This is a genomic window from Rhodococcus sp. WWJCD1 (assembly GCF_002258735.1).
GTDB lineage: Bacteria > Actinomycetota > Actinomycetes > Mycobacteriales > Mycobacteriaceae > Rhodococcoides.
In genome coordinates this window covers 66,639-83,538 of sequence record NZ_NOXY01000012.1, presented here as the reverse complement: position 1 = coordinate 83,538, position 16,900 = coordinate 66,639, and the positions used below count along the sequence as shown (strand labels likewise).

Below are 16,900 nucleotides of genomic sequence, written 5' to 3'. Positions count from 1 at the left end.
AGTACATGAGCACGGGGACCGACAAGTCGCCGACGCGATGGCGGTGGTCGTTTCTCGTCGATCTACGGCGGGCCACCCCCACCGTCCGACTTCTCGTACTCACCCAGATGACCTTCAACATAGGCTTTTTCATGGTGTTGCCGTATCTCTCGGTGCATCTGACGTCCGATCTGGGACTCGGGGCGGCGCTCGTCGGAGTTGTGCTCGGAATCAGAACTTTTTCGCAGCAAGGACTCTTCTTCGTCGGTGGCACCCTCGCCGATCGATGGGGCATCAAACCGGTCGTTCTCGTCGGCTGTGTATTGCGGGTGGCGGGCTTCGTGGGCCTCGCGTTCGCCGATTCGCTGCCGGCGGTGCTGATCGCTACGGTATCGATCGGATTTGCTGCCGCATTGTTCTCTCCCGCAGTCGAATCCGCGGTTGCAATCGAGGCGGGCAAGAGTGAGCGCAGTGGCTCCGTCACTCGGGTGGAGACGTTCGCGCTCATGTCGGTGTGCAGCCAGATCGGCTCGTTCACTGGCCCACTTGTCGGATCATTGTTGCTGTTGGTCGACTTTCGGGTCGCGTGCCTCGTCGCCGCAGGTATTTTTGTTCTCGTCATTGCCGCACACATCCGATGGTTGCCACGTGAGCCCGGCGAACACCGCGACGATCCGTGGCTCTCGGGCTGGACCGATGTGGTGCGCAACAGAACTTTTGTGCTGTTCGCGGTGGCGATGAGCGCGCAACTGGTGGCCTACAACCAGCTGTATCTACTGCTGCCCCTCGAGGTGGAGCGGGCGTGGGGATCGCAGACGGTACTGGGGTGGTTCTTCGCGATCTCGGCGGTACTCGTGGTGTCGGCGCAGATGCCGATCACCCGACGCGTCGCGAGTACGGCACCGCGACTCACGCTGCCGATCGGATTCGCCGTCATGGCAGCGTCTTTCGTTCTCGTCGCTGTTGCCGCGCCGCTCGAACTGCACGGATGGATCGGTCTGATCCCGGCGGCACTGTTCGTGTTGCTTCTCGCTCTGGGCCAGATGATTGCCATGCCCCAGGCCCGGGACCTGGTGCCGCGCATGGCCGCCGAACGTCGACTGGGCTCGTACTACGGCTTCATGGCCTCACTCGGTGGCATCGGAGTCCTGGTCGGATCGATCGCGCTCGGTGCGGTGATCGACGCCTCCCCCGACACCGGCTGGGGTGCAGCCATCCCATGGCTGGTCGCTGCGCTGTTCCCCATCGCCAGTGTCGTCGGCCTTCGCGTGGTGCTCGCTCGTCTCGACTGACCCGCAGCCCCCATCGCCCGCTTCCCCATTCCCGCAAACGCGCGCGCGTTGGTCATACGCGAGCGAGTTCGCTTCCGATTCGATGCAAATCTGCGCGCACCTGGCGAACGCGCGCGCGTTCGCCGAACGACCGGCCACACCCGAGTCCGCCGATGCCGCGAGCTCGAAGTAGCGGCCGATGATCTGTGATTCGGTCACGAACCCAGCACCCCTCCCAGACAGGGAGAGTCCACTCTCCCCCAGGGGGAGGGGTCAGAATATGGACATGAACGGATTGCTGACGATCGGCGAGTTCTCTCGGATCACGCACCTGTCGGTCAAGACGCTGCGCCGCTATCACGAGTCGGGGCTGCTCGAACCTGCGTCTGTCGACGATTTCTCCGGTTATCGGTACTACGACACGCATCAGGTCGCAACGGCGCAGATCATCAGTCGGTTCCGCAGCATGCAGATGCCCGAGCGTGAGGTACGGGCGATCGTCACCACACCGGATCCCGACGCCCGGGCCCGGTTGATCACCGAGCACCTCACTCGGCTCGAGCGGCAGTTGGACGACACCCGATCAGCGGTGACGGCACTGCGCCGGTTGTTGGATCCGACCCCGCCGACTATCGAGGTTCGGCGCATCCTCACCGAGAGGTGTTCGTTGGCAGCAGTTTCCGAGGTGGTCGACGCATCCGAGGCGCTGGTGTGGTACTCCGAGGCGATGGCCGAGATCGACGCAACCGTCTCCGACGTCACCGGACCTCCGGGCGGGCTCTACGACAACGAGCTGTTCACCGAAGGTCGCGGGGTGATGACCGTGTATGTCCCAACATCGGATGCACCGTCTCTGAACAGAATTCGGCCGATGACGTTGCATCCCAAAGAACTTGCCGTGACGATCCACCACGGACCGCACGACGACATCGACGTCACGTACGGCGCGCTCGGGGTGTACGTCGAGACCAATGGCCTCGCCATCGCGGGACCGGTACGCGAGGTCTACGTCGTCGGTCCGCGCGATACCGATAACTCGACGTTGTGGCGCACCGAAATCGGATGGCCGGTGTTCACGGCGACGTCGACCGCGCCTTGATCAGCGACCCAGCTGTCGGCTTGCGCCGTCGAGTTCGGCATGCGCACCGATCTTCGCGTTTCGTCCCGCTCGATCTCCGGCCTTGCGGGCACCCTCGGAGTACCCGGCGTTCGCGCTCTGGCCCCGCCAGTGTCCTCGTGCAGTCGAGGTCTGCCGATAGTAGTCGCGTAGCTCGACCTCCTTGTTGCGCAACACCAATGCGGTACCGGCACCCTGCTGTTCCTGAGCGATAGCTTTGGCCTCGGTGTCTTTCTTCACCTCGCCGAGTCGCTGACCGATTCGAGCGGCGAACGCGGTCTGGAAGTTCAACCGTGCCGTCACGGCAGCGACGGGCACTTCCTCGCGACGGGTGTAGCGTCGACGATTCTTGATCTCGGTGACGGTACGAATGGCCGTCTCGGATTTGTAGGCCCCGGATTTGATGTACGCGTCCGACGCTCGAACCATCTGGATCAGCAGCGAGGAGTACAGGGCCTCGGTGGTCTCGATGTCGGAGTCGAAGCCGTAGGCGAACACCTGCGTCGACGATCTGGACACATCGCATTGGACGTCGTTTGCATGGGCGATGGCGACGAACAGTTGAACGTAGGTCTTGAGCCCACGCTTGCCCGGTTCACCGATGGGTATGACCTTCTGGGTAGGCGTCGCCTGCCGTTCGCGGGATGCGCTGTGTGAACGCGCCACGGCCAGATCCACCGACGCCGACGTGGCCAAACGCTGAGCAGCCTCCATGAAGGCCTCGGCCTCGTGGGGGTTGTCGGTGGACTCCGCCTGGCGCAGCAATCCGCCGATTCGCGTCAGCATCTTGTCCGAACTCATGAGCGAAAGGGTACCGGGCACCTCCGACACGTCCGGGTTGACCGATTCAGGAACGCGATAATGACCACCACGCGGTGAGTTGTGTGCCACAGTACCCATCGACATATGTGTCGGGGGAGCATCACTGCACGATTCTGCATGCCGATCTCCGGGCGCATACCACCGCGTAGAAGTAAGTGGAGAGAACACATGGCGTCTTTGATCACGAAGGTGGCGGTGGTTGCAACGGCAGCCACGCTGCTGACGCTCACCGGATGTTCGAGCGACAGCGGTTCGAGCGGCGATTCGGGTGCTGCATCCGAAAACGCCGACGGCCGTGGACCTATCACCTATGTAGAGGGCCAGGACACCACCGAGACCGGTGTCGTCCAGCAGATCGTCTCGGAGTGGAACTCCAGCCACCCCGACGAGCAGGTCACCTTCAAGGAACAGTCCGCCGACGCCGATCAGGCTCACGACGACTTCGTTCAGCAGCTCCAGGCGCAGCAGAGCGACTACGACGTCATGGCACTCGACGTCGTCTGGACCGCCGAGTTCGCGGCCAAGGGCTGGCTCGTGCCGCTCGAGGGCGAATTCGCACTCGACAACGCAGGCGTTCTGCCCGCGACCGTCGCGAGTGCCACCTACAACGGCAAGCAGTACGCCGCTCCGAAGAACACCAACGGCGGACTGCTCTACTACCGCAGTGATCTGCTCCCCGAGGCACCCACCACCTGGGCCGAGCTCACCGAGGACTGCCAGGTCGCCCGCGACAACAACATCGATTGCTACGCCGGGCAATTCGCCCCCTACGAGGGTCTGACGGCCAACGCGTCGGAGATCATCAACGCGCACGGCGGATCGATCGTGGCCGAAGACGGCAAGACCCCCACCGTCAACAGCCCGGAAGCCAAGGCCGGACTGCAGACTCTGGTCACCGCGTTCGAGACCGGCGTCATCCCGGCCCAGGACACCACCTTCAAGGAGTCCGATAGCCAGCAGGCGTTCCAGGACGGAAAGACGCTGTTCCTGCGCAACTGGCCGTACGTCTACGGCACCGCCGCAGAAGAAGGTTCGGCTGTGGTCGGCAAGTACGCGGTCGCACCGCTTCCCGGAGTCACCGGAGTGGGCACCTCGACGCTCGGCGGATACAACGCCGCGATCAGCGCGTACTCCGAGAACAAGGCCACTGCGGCTGACTTCCTGCGATTCATGCAGGGCGAGAAGGCACAGCGCATCATCGCCGAGGGTGCTTTGCCGCCCGTGCTCTCGTCGCTGTACGACGATCCCGCGCTGATCGCCGCGATGCCGTACCTTCCCGCGTTGAAGGCATCCATCGAGAATGCAGTTCCGCGCCCCGTCACCCCGTTCTACCCGGCCGTCTCGAAGGCCGTGCAGGACAACGTTTCTGCCGCCATCAAGGGTGAGAAGAGCGTGGACCAGGCGATCACGGACATGCAGGCCGGTATCGAAACCGCCGGCGCCAACTGATTTCGGGAGAACCAATGGCTGTACCTGCTGGTGTGACCAGTGGGGCCGCCGCAACCACCGCGGCCGGGGGCTCGTCCCCCGGCCGCGGTCGGCATGTGCGGTCCAAGAACAAGCGCTTCGGCCTGACGCAGGGCCGGGCTTGGCTGTTGATCGCACCGACGATGGTGATCCTTGCGATCGTCATCGTCTACCCGGTGATCCGAGCTCTGGTGATGTCCTTCTCCAAGGATCCAGGTCTCGATCCCGCTACCGGCATGTTTGTCACCGGTGGTTCTGCCGGCTTCGACAACTACACGCATTGGATTCTGCAGCAGTGCACCTCGGCGTCGGGCACGTTGGTGCCCTGCCCGCCGGGGACCCTCGGTTCTCAGTTCTGGGGTGCGGTCGGAAACACGGCGTTCTTCACGGTGGTGACCGTGTCCATCGAAGTGGTGATCGGCTTCGGGATGGCCGTCATCATGGGCAAGACCTTCGCCGGCCGCGCTTTGCTGCGCGCGGCAATCCTGATCCCCTGGGCTATCCCCACGGCGGTCACGGCCAAGCTCTGGTACTTCATCTTCGCGTACGACGGCATCGCCAATCGCATTCTGGGAACGAACATTCTGTGGACCGGCGACGCGTGGCCCGCTCGTTTTGCGGTCATAATCGCCGACGTGTGGAAGACGACGCCGTTCATGGCGCTGTTGATTCTGGCCGGGTTGCAGATGATTCCCGCCGACGTCTACGAGGCTGCTCGCGTCGACGGGGCATCGGCGTGGCAGCGTTTCACCAAGATCACGCTGCCGTTGGTCAAGCCCGCATTGATGGTCGCGATTCTGTTCCGCACGATGGACGCGCTGCGTATGTACGACTTGCCCGCCATCCTCACCGAGGGCAACCCCGCCACACGAACCATCTCGATCCTGGTGGTGGATCAGATCCGGCAGGGATTCAACAGCGCGGCGTCGTTGTCGACCATCTCGTTCATCATGATATTCGTCGTGGCGTTCATCCTGGTGAAGTTTCTCGGTGCCAATGCCGTTGCCACTCAGGACAATCAGCGTAAGGGGCCCGGCCGATGAAGCAGGCTCGCATCTATCTCGGTGTCGTCGTCATTCTCGTGTGGGGACTGGCGCCGTTCTATTGGATGGTCGTCACCGCATTCCGCGACCCGCGCTACACCTTCGACACGACGCCCTGGCCGACCCATGTCACGTGGGAAAATTTCGAGAACGCGTTGTCGACGGCGAACGGCAACAATTTCTTGCGTGCGGTGGGCAACAGTCTGATCGTGGGCGGCGCGACCACGCTGATCGCGTTGGTCATCGGCATCTTCACGGCATACGCGCTCTCCCGCATCGACTTTCGCTTCAAGTACGTGGTGACGGGTATCATCCTGGGTGCGTCGATGTTCCCCGTCGTCGCATTGGTGACCCCGCTGTTCCAGTTCTTCACCAACATCGGATGGATCGGCAGTTACCAGGCGATGGTCATCCCCAACATCTCGTTCGTCCTGCCGTTGACGATCTATACGCTGGCGGCGTTCTTCGCCGAATTGCCCTGGGAACTCGAAGAAGCCGCGCGGATCGACGGTGCCGGACGTTTCCAGGCATTCCACCTGGTGATGCTCCCACTTGCCGCACCTGCCTTGTTCACCACCGCGATCCTCGCGTTCATCGCAGCAGTCAACGAGTACCTGCTGGCCAGTCAGCTCTCGAGTGACAAGACCGAACCGGTGACCGTGGCCATCGCGCGGTTCACCGGCAACGATCCGCTGGTGGTGCCGTATGCCGCGATCATGGCCGCGGGCACCATCGTTGCGATTCCATTGGTGATCATGGTGCTGCTGTTCCAGCGCCGGATCATCTCCGGACTGACGGCGGGCGGCGTCAAGTCGTGACGGCGCAGGACCATCTACAGTTGTTGGCAGGCATTCTCGGGTTCTTCGCGCTGGTAGCTCTCGGTTTCGCCGTCGCAGGGATCATCGGAGGAAATCCCGGCGTACTACCGTCCGTGACGTTGCTCGGTCTGCTTGTCGCACTGTGGTTCGTCGTCAAGAGGATTCGCTGAAACTCGCCGTCGCCACGGACACCAGTTCGGTCAGTGCAGGACTCATCGCACTGCGCCACACCAGGGCCAGCATGGCGGCGGTGTGTGAGTCGGTCAGCTCGACTGCGACGAGCTTGTCGCCGTAGAACTCCGCCATCGATCGGCTGAGGATCCCCACCCCCAGACCGCGGGCTGCGAGGTCGGCCACCGCGTCAGGTGCGCTGGCCTGCAATGTGATCGACGGAGTCAGACCTACTCCATAGCAGTCCCTGTCGAACACCGCACGAATGCCGGTACCCGATGGTAAGGCGACGACCGGGTACTCGCACACCTCGGCGAGTGTCGCTTCCTTCTGCGCCGCCAGTGGATGCTCCGCCGGAACGGCTGCGACGATCCGCTCGTCGATCACGACCATCGATTCGAGCCCGTCGGGGCTGCGGGCGGCGACACCTACCAGCGCGAGATCCATATCTCCCGCGCGAACAGCGGCCACCAGGCGGTCCGAATTGTCCTCGCGTAGTGCAAGTTCGACGCCGGGATGAGCCGCGTGGAAGCGCGCCAACGCGTCGAACAGTTGTGGAACGGTGCAAGCGGTGACCATACCGATGCTCAGTGAGCCGCGCAGTAGCCCGGTCACGTCGTCGACGGACTGTTTGACGGATCCGGCTGCGGCCAATGTGGCGCGAGCCTGCGTCAAAGCAGCCTTGCCGGCCGTCGTCAACGTGGCTGTGCCGCCGGACCTGTCGATCAACTCGGCACCGAGTTCTCGTTCGAGCGAACGGATCTGAGCGCTGACCCCCGACTGGCTGATATGCACGCGGGCCGCGGCTCGGGTGAAGTTCGCTTCCTCTGCGACGGCCACGAAGTATTCGAGTTGTCTCAGTTCCATTGCTGGACTCCAAGATTCGGACCCTCGCCGGCGTCGAGCCTCGCCACAGTGCGCTTCGGTGCGGTGACGCGGTAGCTGCAGTCGATCAGTTCGGCGGCTTCGGCCCAGACGTCGTCATCGGCCTTGCCGTTGCGGTCACTGCTCAGGTCAAATCCCACCCATCCTGATGGACCGAGGTAGGCGGGATGGAAGTAGCGCGGTTCGAGCTCGCAGGCCCGCTGCTCCTCGGCGCTCTCGCATTTGACCAGAATCGACAGATCGAACTGGTCACCACCTTTGACGCCACCGCCGAAGTAGGCGAACACCGTGGCTGTACGGAACGTCGGCCTGCCGTGGGAAATCTTCTCTGTCACCTCGGGGTAGGCGAACGCCAGTGTCCGGACGCGTTCGAGGACCGGATGCTGGGAGGTGGGATCGATGGCCACTCGAGAACGATAGCGCGTGTTGTGTAGCTGCGGCTATGAGTAGAACTTCTAGGGATTATCGGAACCAACTGTTGGACTTCTGACTCAGCTCGTTCGAGACTCGAAGTCATGACACCAACACCCGAAGAAATTGCTGCGACCTACTTCGAGGCCTGGAAGGGCAAAGATTTCGACACCCTGGCGACAATCCTGCACGAGAACGCAACGTTTCGTGGGCCACTCGGCACAGCGGCCAGCGGTGCCGAATGTGTGGCTGGATTGAAGGGAATGTCGCAGATCGTGACCGATATCGACATCGCGCACGTCTTCGTGGATGGCCCGAACGTACTGACGTGGTTCGACCTGCACACGTCGATCGCACCGCCGGCCGCGACCGCGAACTGGCAGCGAATCGAGAACGGCAAAATCATGGAAATCAAGGTGACATTCGATCCGCGCGACATCATCGCCGCGGGATAAGCGAACGCCCGCCGGCACTCGATGTGACATTTGGTGGCCCTTTCGGGGCTCAATGTCACATCTAGTGGACCGGCGGGCGTTCTGCGTGGTGGTGCGGACGAGTGCCGCTGGGGGCACTCGGTCACACCACTGCCGCAGGCACTTATGCGTCGATGATGAACGCTTCGAGCTGCTCGCGGGCGACGTCGTCGGCCAGCTGCTTCGGCGGGCTCTTCATCAGGTATGCGGAAGCCGGGATGACCGGTCCACCGATGCCGCGGTCCTTGGCGATCTTGGCGGCGCGGACAGCATCGATGATGACGCCGGCGGAGTTGGGCGAGTCCCAGACTTCGAGCTTGTACTCGAGGTTGAGGGGAACGTCACCGAAGGCGCGGCCTTCGAGGCGGACGTAGGCCCACTTGCGGTCGTCGAGCCAGCCGACGTGGTCCGACGGTCCGATGTGGACGTCCTTGGCGTTGAACTCCTTCTGGAGGTTCGACGTCACAGCCTGGGTCTTGGAGATCTTCTTCGACTCGAGGCGGGTGCGCTCGAGCATGTTGAGGAAGTCCATGTTGCCGCCGACGTTGAGCTGCATGGTGCGGTCGAGCTGCACGCCGCGGTCCTCGAACAGCTTCGCCATGACGCGGTGGGTGATGGTGGCACCGACCTGGCTCTTGATGTCGTCGCCGACGATGGGGACGCCTGCGTCCTCGAACTTCTTGGCCCAGACCGGATCGCTGGCGATGAAGACGGGCAGTGCGTTGACGAAGGCGACGCCTGCGTCGATGGATGCCTGTGCGTAGAACTTGTCGGCTTCTTCGGATCCGACGGGCAGGTAGGACACGAGCACGTCCACCTTGGCGTCACGAAGGGCCTGAGCAACGTCGACGGGCTCGGCGTCGGAGATCTCGATGGTCTCGGAGTAGTACTTGCCGATGCCGTCGAGGGTCGGGCCGCGCTGGACGCTGACGGTGCTCGGGGGCACGTCGGCGATCTTGATGGTGTTGTTCTCGCTGGCGAAGATGGCCTCGGAGAGGTCGAAGCCGACCTTCTTGGCGTCCACGTCGAACGCGGCGACGAACTCGACGTCGCGGACGTGGTACTTGCCGAACATCACGTGCATCAGGCCGGGAACGGTGGCGTTCTCGTCTGCGTCCTTGTAGTACTCGACACCCTGGACCAGGGATGAGGCGCAGTTGCCCACACCCACAATGGCCACGCGGATTGCGTTGTTGTTCTCACCCATGGTCGGGTTCTCCTTCTGTCTTGACTGTCCGGTTCGGTGCTGAGTGGGACGGTGCTGGGTTGGGGCCGGCCTGCTCGGCCGCGATGACTTCGTTGAGCCAGCGCACCTCGCGTTCGCTCGATTCGAGACCGAGCTGGTGTAGCTGCCGGGTGTAGCGGTCGAGAGTCCCGTTCGCCTTGGCCACTGCGTCGCGGAGGCCTTCTCGGCGCTCCTCGACCTGGCGACGTCTGCCTTCGAGAATTCGGACCCGAGCTTCCGCCGGGGTCCGGCTGAAGAAGGCCAGATGTACGCCGAATCCGTCGTCGGTGTAGTTCTGCGGTCCGGTGTCGGCCACCAGTTCGGCAAAGCGTTCCCTGCCGAGTGGGGTGAGCACGTACACCCGTTTTGCTCGTCGTTTCACGAGCAAATCGGGACCGGCGTCCTCGGCGATGAGACCGTCGGTTTGAAGTCGACGGAGTGCCGGGTACAGCGATCCGTACGAAAATGCTCGAAAAGCTCCGAGTAGGCCAGTGAGCCGCTTGCGGAGCTCGTAGCCGTGCATGGGTGATTCGAGAAGCAAGCCGAGAATTGCGAGCTCGAGCATGCAACTCCCCCTTCTCGATTCCAACGACACAACATGGCGATGCGATTGACTGCACTATCGAAGAATGTATCGCGCCGATACATTGGATGACAAGCCGGTGTCCGGTTTTGTCGTGCCGAGACGCTGTTGTGAGGTCGAATCGAGCGATGAAGCGGGCAGGTGGGTTATCAATCGTCTCGATGCAGTGCCGCCATCTGTGTTCCGAGCGGCGTGAGCCGGTACAACACCGACCGGCCGTGTCGAGAGCCCTCGATCAGTCCGTTGTCGCGCAACACCCGAAGATTCTGTGAGACGGCGCTCGGCGTGACGGAGAACCGGTGCGCGAGCTGGGAGGTGGATGCGGGCTCGGCAAGCGCGAGCAGCAGCTCGGCCTTCGCGCTTCCGACCAACGCCGCGAGTGCAGGACCTCGGTCGAGTGGGGTGTACTCCCCGATCATCGTTCCCTGTCCGCGGGCCGGATACGACAGCCACGAGTGGCCGGGTGACGCTTGGTTCCAGATTGCCGTCACGTTCTTGGTGAAAACCGACGGGGTGAGCACCAGTCCTCGGTCGTCAGGTGACCCGTCGCCGACGGACGAGGTCGTCAAGTGCACTTCCAGCAGTCCGTTGTCCAGCAACCGAATAGAGCTACCGAGCCCGTCGAACAACCCCGTTGTACCTCGCTGCGCGAACTCTCTGCCGCGAAAGATGATGTCCGACTCCAGGACTCGGTTGATCGCCGACCAGTATGGAGCGATTGCTGCGCGGTGGTAGTCGTAGAGGGCGTCGGCAACGACCTGCGCTGCGCCCTGCGGGTCATCGAAGACTCCGGCCAGCGCCGCCGGCGGCGGACGACCCTCGAACACAGTCATGAGGTCGTGTGCGACGACAGTCGGATCGGACGTCGCGATCAGCTCGCACTCCTCCTCGAGACCGAGTCGTTTGTCGGTGGGCAGCGGTGTGATGAAGTCAGGAATCCGTGCTCCGGAGGGGGATACGAGTGCGCGCACCAGTTCGGCGTCGTAGTGCGCTTCAGCATTCCGCGCTTGCTCATGCCAGTCCGTCAGATGAAACCTGCCCTGCGGCCCCAGCACCAGCGCCCACAAACTCAATGCCGTTTCGGTCATCGCCGAGTACGCCAGCCGCACGCGAGCCAGATCGTCGACGCCGAGCCGATAGGTGATCATCGTGCTGCGACGCTAGACCGACGTCGCGCGATGCCGCAAGAGCGGGCGGTGGTCGGGCCTCGACCGAAGTACGGCGTCGACCAGGCGGGTCAGAAGCCGCGGGCGACGCGCGATCGGGTCGATCTGCTCCGCCCGCGCCGCGTCGTGCAAGTCCGCGATCCGTGTGTAGACGAGCGCGGCGGGTGGGTCGGCGGTCAGGTGGTGGAACATTCGGAACGTGTTCATGCCGTTCACTGAACGCCCAAGGGTGACGGGCAGGGAAACGATTTAGAGGGTACCTACATCGTCGGAAGTCTCGGGAGGAAGCGACGGTAGTTTCCAGTCGAAGGCCAGGACCTGCAACGTCCTATCTGACCGAGACGATGTTGCCCGCGAAGTCCGCCTCGACGCGTCCGCCCTGGGCGTCTTCGTTGCTGGTGCTGATCGAGATGCGTTGGTTGCCGCGGGTTTCGGTGATCATGATGTACTCGACGACCGAGTTCGGTACTGCCACGGCGTCGGGTGCTCCCGCAACGAGACCCGCCAGAACCGCAGAATCGATTGTGGCCCAATCGAAGGTGGCGTCGTCGGTATCGGGAGCCTCGGTATCGAGACCCACCTCGAAACCTCCGGCGACGAACACTCGCTCGCGCCGGCCCTCCGCCGTCGGGCGATAGACATCGGCACGGTTGTTGTTCAGCTGGATGAACACCTCGAGAACCTGCGAGCTACCGAAACGCTCTACGTATCGTTCTCTGAAATCGTCCAGTCCCGCTGTGGTGTCGAACACGAAGGGACGGGCAACGATCGGGATGACGTCCACCGGCAGGTCCATCGTCACGGTAGGGACGACTCTGCTCGTTGTCGTGGACGCGACGACGGCCGAAGCCGGTACCGGTTCTTCGCCGTTCCTGGTCGTCAGGAAAACCACCAGTGTGACAGCGACGACGACGACCGAGCCGAGTGCGAGGAGTAGCCGGTTTTTCGGTTCGACGGTTCGCGGAGCCGGTTCGGGAAGGTCGATCTCGATTTGCAGGTCGGAGACCAGGCGTCGAAGGTCGCGCAGGGTGACGGCTACCCGCGCCCGTTCGCTGCGCAGGCGGTGCTCGTCGAACGTGAGTTGGCCGTCGGCGTATGCGGTATCCAGGACGGTGGCGGTCAGCGCGCGGTCTATTTCGCGAGCGCGAAAGTCGGGTCGTCGGTCCATGTTGCGGGCTTCCTCTCGGGAGTGATCAGCCGAACGAAAACGGAGTCACACGCAGGAAGTTGCCCGCGGGATCGAATGCGAGGTTGCCGCTCTCCTTGTCGGTGTTCTCGGCCGAGACGTAGATCTCGGGCCCGTTGTCGCTGCCGTAGAAGCTGACGCTGTAGCTGTCGATGCGTGACATGTTCAGGCTCTCGGAGGCACCGGCGATGATCCCCGCGGTTGTGGTCAGATCGATCGTCGCCAGGTCGATCTGAGGTTCGTCGAAGTCGCGCGTGCTCGAGAAATTGTCGTCGTAGTCGTCGATGACGCCGTCGCGATAGGTGTAACTGACTTGCTTCTGTGGCAGCCCGGGTGCGGGTGCCGCGATGACGGCGTAGTCGTCGTACAGGCCGAGGCGGTCGACCACCGACGTGCCGATCTTCTGTTGCAGGGCATCGACGATGGCTGCGACGACTGCAGGATTCTTGTACCCCGCCGTCCCGAGACTCGAGGCCGGGTCCTCGGTGCTCGAGCAGGCGCGAATACCGAAGGTGAGCGCCACCAGCGCGGCAACTGCAGGCACCGCGACGGTCATGAAGCCCAGTCGGGAGCCCTTTGCCGTCGCGATCGGATGCTTGAGCTCGATGGGATCGGCCATCGGCTGCAAGTCGGTGTCGTTCTGCAGGTCCTCTATGAGGGTGTGCAGATCGGCGATCGTCTCGGCTTCTTTGGCCAAGTCGATTCTTGCCGCGTGCTCGAAATCGGACAGCTGGCCGTCGGCGAGCGCCTCGTCCAATGTGGCGCAGGTATTGGAGCGATCCACATCACGCGCCCTTGTGGTGGGCGGCAGTCGCGTCGGCACAGGTGGAGCATAGTTTCTCGGGCCCGAAACGGGAGCCGCTCGTCGCCGAGGCGGGGGTTCGCAGGTCCCCATCGGAGGGGGCGCACGTACTCTGGTCCTCGTGCGACTTCAGCGACAGGTGGTGGACTACGCCCTTCAGCGTCGGTCGCTGCTGGCCGAGGTCTACTCCGGTAGGACGGGTGTCGCGGCGGTCTGCGACGCGGATCCGTACCTGCTCCGCGCTGCCAAGTTCCACGGACGCGGTAGCGATGTGGTGTGCCCCATCTGCCGCAAAGAGCAGCTCACCTTGGTGTCCTGGGTTTTCGGTGAGAAGCTCGGTGCGCTGTCCGGGTCGGCGCGAACGGCCGACGAACTCGTTCGGCTCGCTGCGACCCAGGAGGAATTCTCGGTCCACGTGGTCGAGGTGTGCCGCTCCTGCAGCTGGAACCACCTCGTCCAGTCCTATGTCCTCGGGGCCGTCCCCGCACCCAAGCAACCCCGTCGTCCGCGATCGGGTTCCCGCCAACCGAACCGTCGTACCGCGAGTGAGTGACACAATCGCTCGGCTGATGCCTTTTCGCGAGAAGTCGACGCGGCCGCCGAAATTACTGGAGATCTGTACGTGAGTTCCCCCTACGACAACAACCCCGGTAACAACGAACCTGGCCGCAGCGACTCCGGACGGCGTCCCGACGTGCCGGGGCCCCCGCGCGGCAGCAGGCATTCCGATCCGCCCGGACGTCGCCCGGTACCGCCGCCCGGGCAGCGTCCCATGCCTGGCCCCGGTCAGCGGCCGATGCCGCCGCAGGGTCGGCCACCTATTCCTCCCCCCGGTCAGCGACCCGGACCTCCCCCGGGACAGCGTCCCGGACCTCCCCCGGGACAGCGTCCCGGACCTCCCCCGGGACAGCGTCCGATGCCGCCTCAGGGCCGGCCTCCGATGCCGCCGCCCGGGCAGCGTCCCGGTCCTCCGCCCGGTCAGCGGCCGATGCCGCCTCAGGGCCGGCCTCCGATGCCTCCGCCCGGGCAGCGTCCGGGACCAGCGTCAGGCCAGCGTCCCTTACCGCCCCAGGGTCGGCCCCCCGGTGAGCGCCGCTATGGGGAGCCACCGGTCACGCCCGCTGCGCGCTCCGCAGCAGGGCCGGCAGCCGCTGCGGCCGGAGTGACCCGATCGGGATCCGTCCCGCCGCCACACGAACCGAACGATCCATCAGTCAGCTCCTCGGGCAGCGAACCGCCCGAGCCGCCCGAAAGAGGTCCCGCCGCGAAAACGAAGAAGAAGTCCAAGTGGCGGGTTGTTCGGCGCACGATGTACGCGCTGATCGCCTTGGGTCTGATAGTGCCGATTTTGGCGTTCATGGTGGCGTACACGCTGGTCGACGTCCCGCGTCCCGGTGACCTCAGAACCAACCAGGTCGCCACTGTCTTTGCGTCCGACGGCACGAGCGTGATCGGCAAGGTGGTGCCCCCCGAGGGCAACCGGACCGATGTGACGATCGACCAGATCCCGGAGCACGTACGCAACGCCGTGCTCTCGGCCGAGGACCGCGATTTCTACTCCAACCCCGGATTCTCGGTGACCGGATTCGGCCGAGCTCTGCGGGACAACGTGCTCGGACGCGACAGCGCAGGCGGCGGTTCCACGATCACCCAGCAGTACGTGAAGAACGCCTTGGTCGGTAACGATCGGACGCTGACGCGCAAGATGCGCGAGCTGGTCATCTCCTCCAAGATGGCACGGCAGTGGTCCAAGGACGACATTCTCGCGGCCTATCTGAACACCATCTACTTCGGTCGTGGCGCGTACGGCATCGCAGCCGCGTCGACGGCGTATTTCGGTAAGTCCGTCGATCAGCTCTCGGTCGAAGAAGGTGCCGTGCTGGCGGCGACGATCCAGCAGCCCTCGGGTCTGGATCCCGAGTTCAACCCCACGGGTGCTCAGGCGCGCTGGAACTACGTGCTCGACGGCATGGTGTCGCAGGGCCAGCTCGACGCGACCCAGCGCGCCGCGATGCAGTATCCGCCGTGGATCCCCAGCTCCCAGGTGGACTCCGGCGATGCGGACGATGCGGGTCCCAACGGACTGATCAAGGCCCAGGTGCTGCGCGAGTTGTCCGCTGCCGGGGTCAGTGAGCAGGACCTCAACACCGAGGGTCTGCAGATCACCACGACGATCGATCCGAAGGCGCAGGCAGCTGCGGTCGAGGCCGTGGACAACAACCTCGAAGGCGAGCCGTCGGAATTGCGGACGGCGTCGGTGTCGATCGATCCGCGCAGCGGCGCGGTCCGTTCGTACTACGGCGGCGCGGACGGGCGCGGATTCGACTTCGCGCAATCGGGCCTGCAGACCGGCTCCTCGTTCAAGGTGTTCGGCCTCGCCGCTGCCCTGGACCAGGGCATTCCGCTGTCGAAGATGTACGACAGCTCCTCGCTCGACGTCAACGGCATCCAGATCAGCAACGTCGAGGGCGAATCCTGCGGAACCTGCACCATCGCCGAGGCCCTCAAGCGGTCGCTCAACACGAGCTTCTACCGCATGATGCTCGGCATGGACAACGGCCCGCAGGCCATCGCGGACATGGCTCACAAACTCGGTATCCCGCAGGAGATCGAGGGCGTCGGCCCCACGTTGACCGAGCCCGACAACGCGGGCCCGAACTACGGAATCGTGCTCGGCCAGTACCAATCTCGGGTCCTCGATATGGCCTCGGCCTATGCGACACTCGCGGCGTCCGGGGTGTACCACACCCCGCACTTCGTACAGAAGGTCGTCACGGCCGACGGCACGGTGTTGCTCGACCGCGCACCCGAGGCGGGCCAGCAGGTGGTCTCGGCGGCGGTCGCTGACAACGTGACCTCGGCGATGCGTCCGATCGCCGGATACTCCAACGGCCACAACCTCGCAGGCGGTCGTCAGTCGGCAGCCAAGACCGGTACCGCGCAGCTCGGCGACACCGGTCAGAACAAGGACGCGTGGATGGTCGGCTACACCCCGTCGCTGTCGACGGCGGTGTGGGTCGGTACCGAACAGGGCCTGCCGCTCGAGAACAGTTACGGCGGTCCGATCTACGGATCGGGCATACCGTCGGACATCTGGAAGGCGACGATGGACGGGACGCTGGAGGGCACCTCGAACGAGACGTTCCCGACGCCCGAGGCCATCGCCGGTCAGGCAGGCGTCCCGCAGTACTCGGCACCCGCTCCGACCACCACGGCGGCACCGTCCGCTCCGCCGCAGGTGACATTGCCGATTCCTACGGAAATCTCCCCGCCGGTCGTCATCACTCCACGGCAGGTCGAAATTCTGCCCGGCGTGACGATCCCGCTGCCCGGATTGGCACCGGCTGAGCCGGCACCAGCACCGGCAGCGCCCGAACCGGCTACACCCGGGCAGTAGCGACCCCACCGGTGACGACCGAACCCGACCGCAAGGGTCGAGCATTGGCGAGCCCCGGTCGCCTCGACTCGGCGAGCGCAGCGG

19 protein-coding genes are annotated in these 16,900 nt (G+C 64.1%); 9 read left to right on the top strand and 10 right to left on the bottom strand.

All coding sequences use genetic code 11. The features are described from left to right. The first annotated feature begins 5 nt into the window (after nt 1-5). Nucleotides 6-1,271, top strand: a complete 1,266-nt coding sequence (locus CH286_RS08145) for an MDR family MFS transporter (protein WP_037152052.1) — start codon at nt 6-8, stop codon at nt 1,269-1,271. A 265-nt stretch (nt 1,272-1,536) separates the two neighbouring features. Further along, the gene (locus CH286_RS08140) at nt 1,537-2,349 is read left to right on the top strand and encodes a MerR family transcriptional regulator (protein WP_094609088.1); all 813 of its coding nucleotides are present in this window, start codon (nt 1,537-1,539) and stop codon (nt 2,347-2,349) included. Here CH286_RS08140 and CH286_RS08135 read toward each other — a convergent pair whose 3' ends face one another. Further along, nucleotides 2,350-3,168 carry a DUF2786 domain-containing protein gene (locus CH286_RS08135; RefSeq protein WP_094609087.1) on the bottom strand — a complete coding sequence of 273 codons (819 nt, stop codon included), beginning with the start codon at nt 3,166-3,168 and terminating at the stop codon, nt 2,350-2,352. A gap of 189 nt (nt 3,169-3,357) precedes the next feature. Between CH286_RS08135 and CH286_RS08130 the strand changes: the two genes are divergently transcribed. The 4 genes from CH286_RS08130 to CH286_RS27820 are packed head-to-tail and all read left to right on the top strand — an operon-like array spanning nt 3,358 to nt 6,687. Continuing rightward, nucleotides 3,358-4,638, top strand: a complete 1,281-nt coding sequence (locus CH286_RS08130) for an ABC transporter substrate-binding protein (protein WP_032402747.1) — start codon at nt 3,358-3,360, stop codon at nt 4,636-4,638. A 14-nt stretch (nt 4,639-4,652) separates the two neighbouring features. After that, nucleotides 4,653-5,699 carry a carbohydrate ABC transporter permease gene (locus CH286_RS08125; RefSeq protein WP_176458182.1) on the top strand — a complete coding sequence of 349 codons (1,047 nt, stop codon included), beginning with the start codon at nt 4,653-4,655 and terminating at the stop codon, nt 5,697-5,699. Beyond that, entirely contained in the window at nt 5,696-6,517 is an 822-nt protein-coding gene (locus CH286_RS08120) for a carbohydrate ABC transporter permease (RefSeq protein ID WP_094608900.1), read from the top strand. Before CH286_RS08125 ends, CH286_RS08120 begins: the two co-directional genes overlap by 4 nt. After that, entirely contained in the window at nt 6,514-6,687 is a 174-nt protein-coding gene (locus CH286_RS27820; RefSeq protein WP_165430164.1) for a hypothetical protein, read from the top strand. Before CH286_RS08120 ends, CH286_RS27820 begins: the two co-directional genes overlap by 4 nt. Here CH286_RS27820 and CH286_RS08115 read toward each other — a convergent pair. Both CH286_RS08115 and CH286_RS08110 read right to left on the bottom strand, forming a co-directional pair. Continuing rightward, entirely contained in the window at nt 6,671-7,555 is an 885-nt protein-coding gene (locus CH286_RS08115) for a LysR family transcriptional regulator (protein WP_032402748.1), read from the bottom strand. The two genes, CH286_RS27820 and CH286_RS08115, sit on opposite strands and share 17 nt — an antisense overlap. Next, nucleotides 7,546-7,980 carry an MmcQ/YjbR family DNA-binding protein gene (locus CH286_RS08110; protein WP_032402749.1) on the bottom strand — a complete coding sequence of 145 codons (435 nt, stop codon included), beginning with the start codon at nt 7,978-7,980 and terminating at the stop codon, nt 7,546-7,548. Before CH286_RS08110 ends, CH286_RS08115 begins: the two co-directional genes overlap by 10 nt. A 108-nt stretch (nt 7,981-8,088) precedes the next feature. On the opposite strand from CH286_RS08110, the gene CH286_RS08105 reads away from it, so the two are divergent. Continuing rightward, the gene (locus CH286_RS08105) at nt 8,089-8,439 is read left to right on the top strand and encodes a nuclear transport factor 2 family protein (RefSeq protein ID WP_032402750.1); all 351 of its coding nucleotides are present in this window, start codon (nt 8,089-8,091) and stop codon (nt 8,437-8,439) included. Nucleotides 8,440-8,581: 142 nt separating this feature from the next. Here CH286_RS08105 and CH286_RS08100 read toward each other — a convergent pair whose 3' ends face one another. The 6 genes from CH286_RS08100 to CH286_RS08075 form a co-directional block, all read right to left on the bottom strand. Next, entirely contained in the window at nt 8,582-9,664 is a 1,083-nt protein-coding gene (locus CH286_RS08100; protein WP_032378712.1) for an inositol-3-phosphate synthase, read from the bottom strand. After that, entirely contained in the window at nt 9,657-10,247 is a 591-nt protein-coding gene (locus tag CH286_RS08095; RefSeq protein ID WP_094608899.1) for a PadR family transcriptional regulator, read from the bottom strand. Before CH286_RS08095 ends, CH286_RS08100 begins: the two co-directional genes overlap by 8 nt. A 167-nt stretch (nt 10,248-10,414) precedes the next feature. After that, nucleotides 10,415-11,413 (bottom strand): ArsR/SmtB family transcription factor, encoded by a 999-nt coding sequence (locus CH286_RS08090; RefSeq protein ID WP_094608898.1) that lies wholly within the window; start codon nt 11,411-11,413, stop codon nt 10,415-10,417. 12 nt (nt 11,414-11,425) lie between these two features. Then, nucleotides 11,426-11,638 (bottom strand): hypothetical protein, encoded by a 213-nt coding sequence (locus tag CH286_RS08085; RefSeq protein ID WP_141215812.1) that lies wholly within the window; start codon nt 11,636-11,638, stop codon nt 11,426-11,428. A gap of 121 nt (nt 11,639-11,759) precedes the next feature. After that, nucleotides 11,760-12,599 (bottom strand): DUF1707 SHOCT-like domain-containing protein, encoded by an 840-nt coding sequence (locus CH286_RS08080; RefSeq protein ID WP_094608896.1) that lies wholly within the window; start codon nt 12,597-12,599, stop codon nt 11,760-11,762. Nucleotides 12,600-12,624: 25 nt separating this feature from the next. Further along, nucleotides 12,625-13,440 carry a DUF1707 SHOCT-like domain-containing protein gene (locus CH286_RS08075; protein ID WP_242640240.1) on the bottom strand — a complete coding sequence of 272 codons (816 nt, stop codon included), beginning with the start codon at nt 13,438-13,440 and terminating at the stop codon, nt 12,625-12,627. Nucleotides 13,441-13,540: 100 nt separating this feature from the next. Here CH286_RS08075 and CH286_RS08070 point away from each other — a divergent pair, with 100 nt between their 5' ends. Then, nucleotides 13,541-13,972 carry a DUF5318 domain-containing protein gene (locus tag CH286_RS08070; protein WP_170944655.1) on the top strand — a complete coding sequence of 144 codons (432 nt, stop codon included), beginning with the start codon at nt 13,541-13,543 and terminating at the stop codon, nt 13,970-13,972. 542 nt (nt 13,973-14,514) lie between these two features. Here the strand turns inward: CH286_RS08070 and CH286_RS08060 are convergent. Continuing rightward, nucleotides 14,515-14,778 carry a hypothetical protein gene (locus CH286_RS08060; protein ID WP_165430152.1) on the bottom strand — a complete coding sequence of 88 codons (264 nt, stop codon included), beginning with the start codon at nt 14,776-14,778 and terminating at the stop codon, nt 14,515-14,517. On the opposite strand from CH286_RS08060, the gene CH286_RS08055 reads away from it, so the two are divergent. After that, the gene (locus CH286_RS08055) at nt 14,729-16,816 is read left to right on the top strand and encodes a transglycosylase domain-containing protein (RefSeq protein ID WP_037152039.1); all 2,088 of its coding nucleotides are present in this window, start codon (nt 14,729-14,731) and stop codon (nt 16,814-16,816) included. The two genes, CH286_RS08060 and CH286_RS08055, sit on opposite strands and share 50 nt — an antisense overlap. Nucleotides 16,817-16,900 lie beyond the last annotated feature (84 nt).

Excerpts from the sequence above, each read along its gene's own strand:
- CH286_RS08145 (WP_037152052.1), top strand. The coding sequence starts at position 6 with ATGAGCACGGGGACCGACAAGTCGCCGACGCGATGGCGGTGGTCGTTT.
- CH286_RS08140 (WP_094609088.1), top strand. The coding sequence starts at position 1,537 with ATGAACGGATTGCTGACGATCGGCGAGTTCTCTCGGATCACGCACCTG.
- CH286_RS08135 (WP_094609087.1), bottom strand. The coding sequence starts at position 3,168 with ATGAGTTCGGACAAGATGCTGACGCGAATCGGCGGATTGCTGCGCCAG.
- CH286_RS08130 (WP_032402747.1), top strand. The coding sequence starts at position 3,358 with ATGGCGTCTTTGATCACGAAGGTGGCGGTGGTTGCAACGGCAGCCACG.
- CH286_RS08125 (WP_176458182.1), top strand. The coding sequence starts at position 4,653 with ATGGCTGTACCTGCTGGTGTGACCAGTGGGGCCGCCGCAACCACCGCG.
- CH286_RS08120 (WP_094608900.1), top strand. The coding sequence starts at position 5,696 with ATGAAGCAGGCTCGCATCTATCTCGGTGTCGTCGTCATTCTCGTGTGG.
- CH286_RS08115 (WP_032402748.1), bottom strand. The coding sequence starts at position 7,555 with ATGGAACTGAGACAACTCGAATACTTCGTGGCCGTCGCAGAGGAAGCG.
- CH286_RS08105 (WP_032402750.1), top strand. The coding sequence starts at position 8,089 with ATGACACCAACACCCGAAGAAATTGCTGCGACCTACTTCGAGGCCTGG.
- CH286_RS08100 (WP_032378712.1), bottom strand. The coding sequence starts at position 9,664 with ATGGGTGAGAACAACAACGCAATCCGCGTGGCCATTGTGGGTGTGGGC.
- CH286_RS08095 (WP_094608899.1), bottom strand. The coding sequence starts at position 10,247 with ATGCTCGAGCTCGCAATTCTCGGCTTGCTTCTCGAATCACCCATGCAC.
- CH286_RS08090 (WP_094608898.1), bottom strand. The coding sequence starts at position 11,413 with ATGATCACCTATCGGCTCGGCGTCGACGATCTGGCTCGCGTGCGGCTG.
- CH286_RS08085 (WP_141215812.1), bottom strand. The coding sequence starts at position 11,638 with ATGAACACGTTCCGAATGTTCCACCACCTGACCGCCGACCCACCCGCC.
- CH286_RS08080 (WP_094608896.1), bottom strand. The coding sequence starts at position 12,599 with ATGGACCGACGACCCGACTTTCGCGCTCGCGAAATAGACCGCGCGCTG.
- CH286_RS08055 (WP_037152039.1), top strand. The coding sequence starts at position 14,729 with ATGTACGCGCTGATCGCCTTGGGTCTGATAGTGCCGATTTTGGCGTTC.
- CH286_RS08060 (WP_165430152.1), bottom strand. The coding sequence starts at position 14,778 with ATGAACGCCAAAATCGGCACTATCAGACCCAAGGCGATCAGCGCGTAC.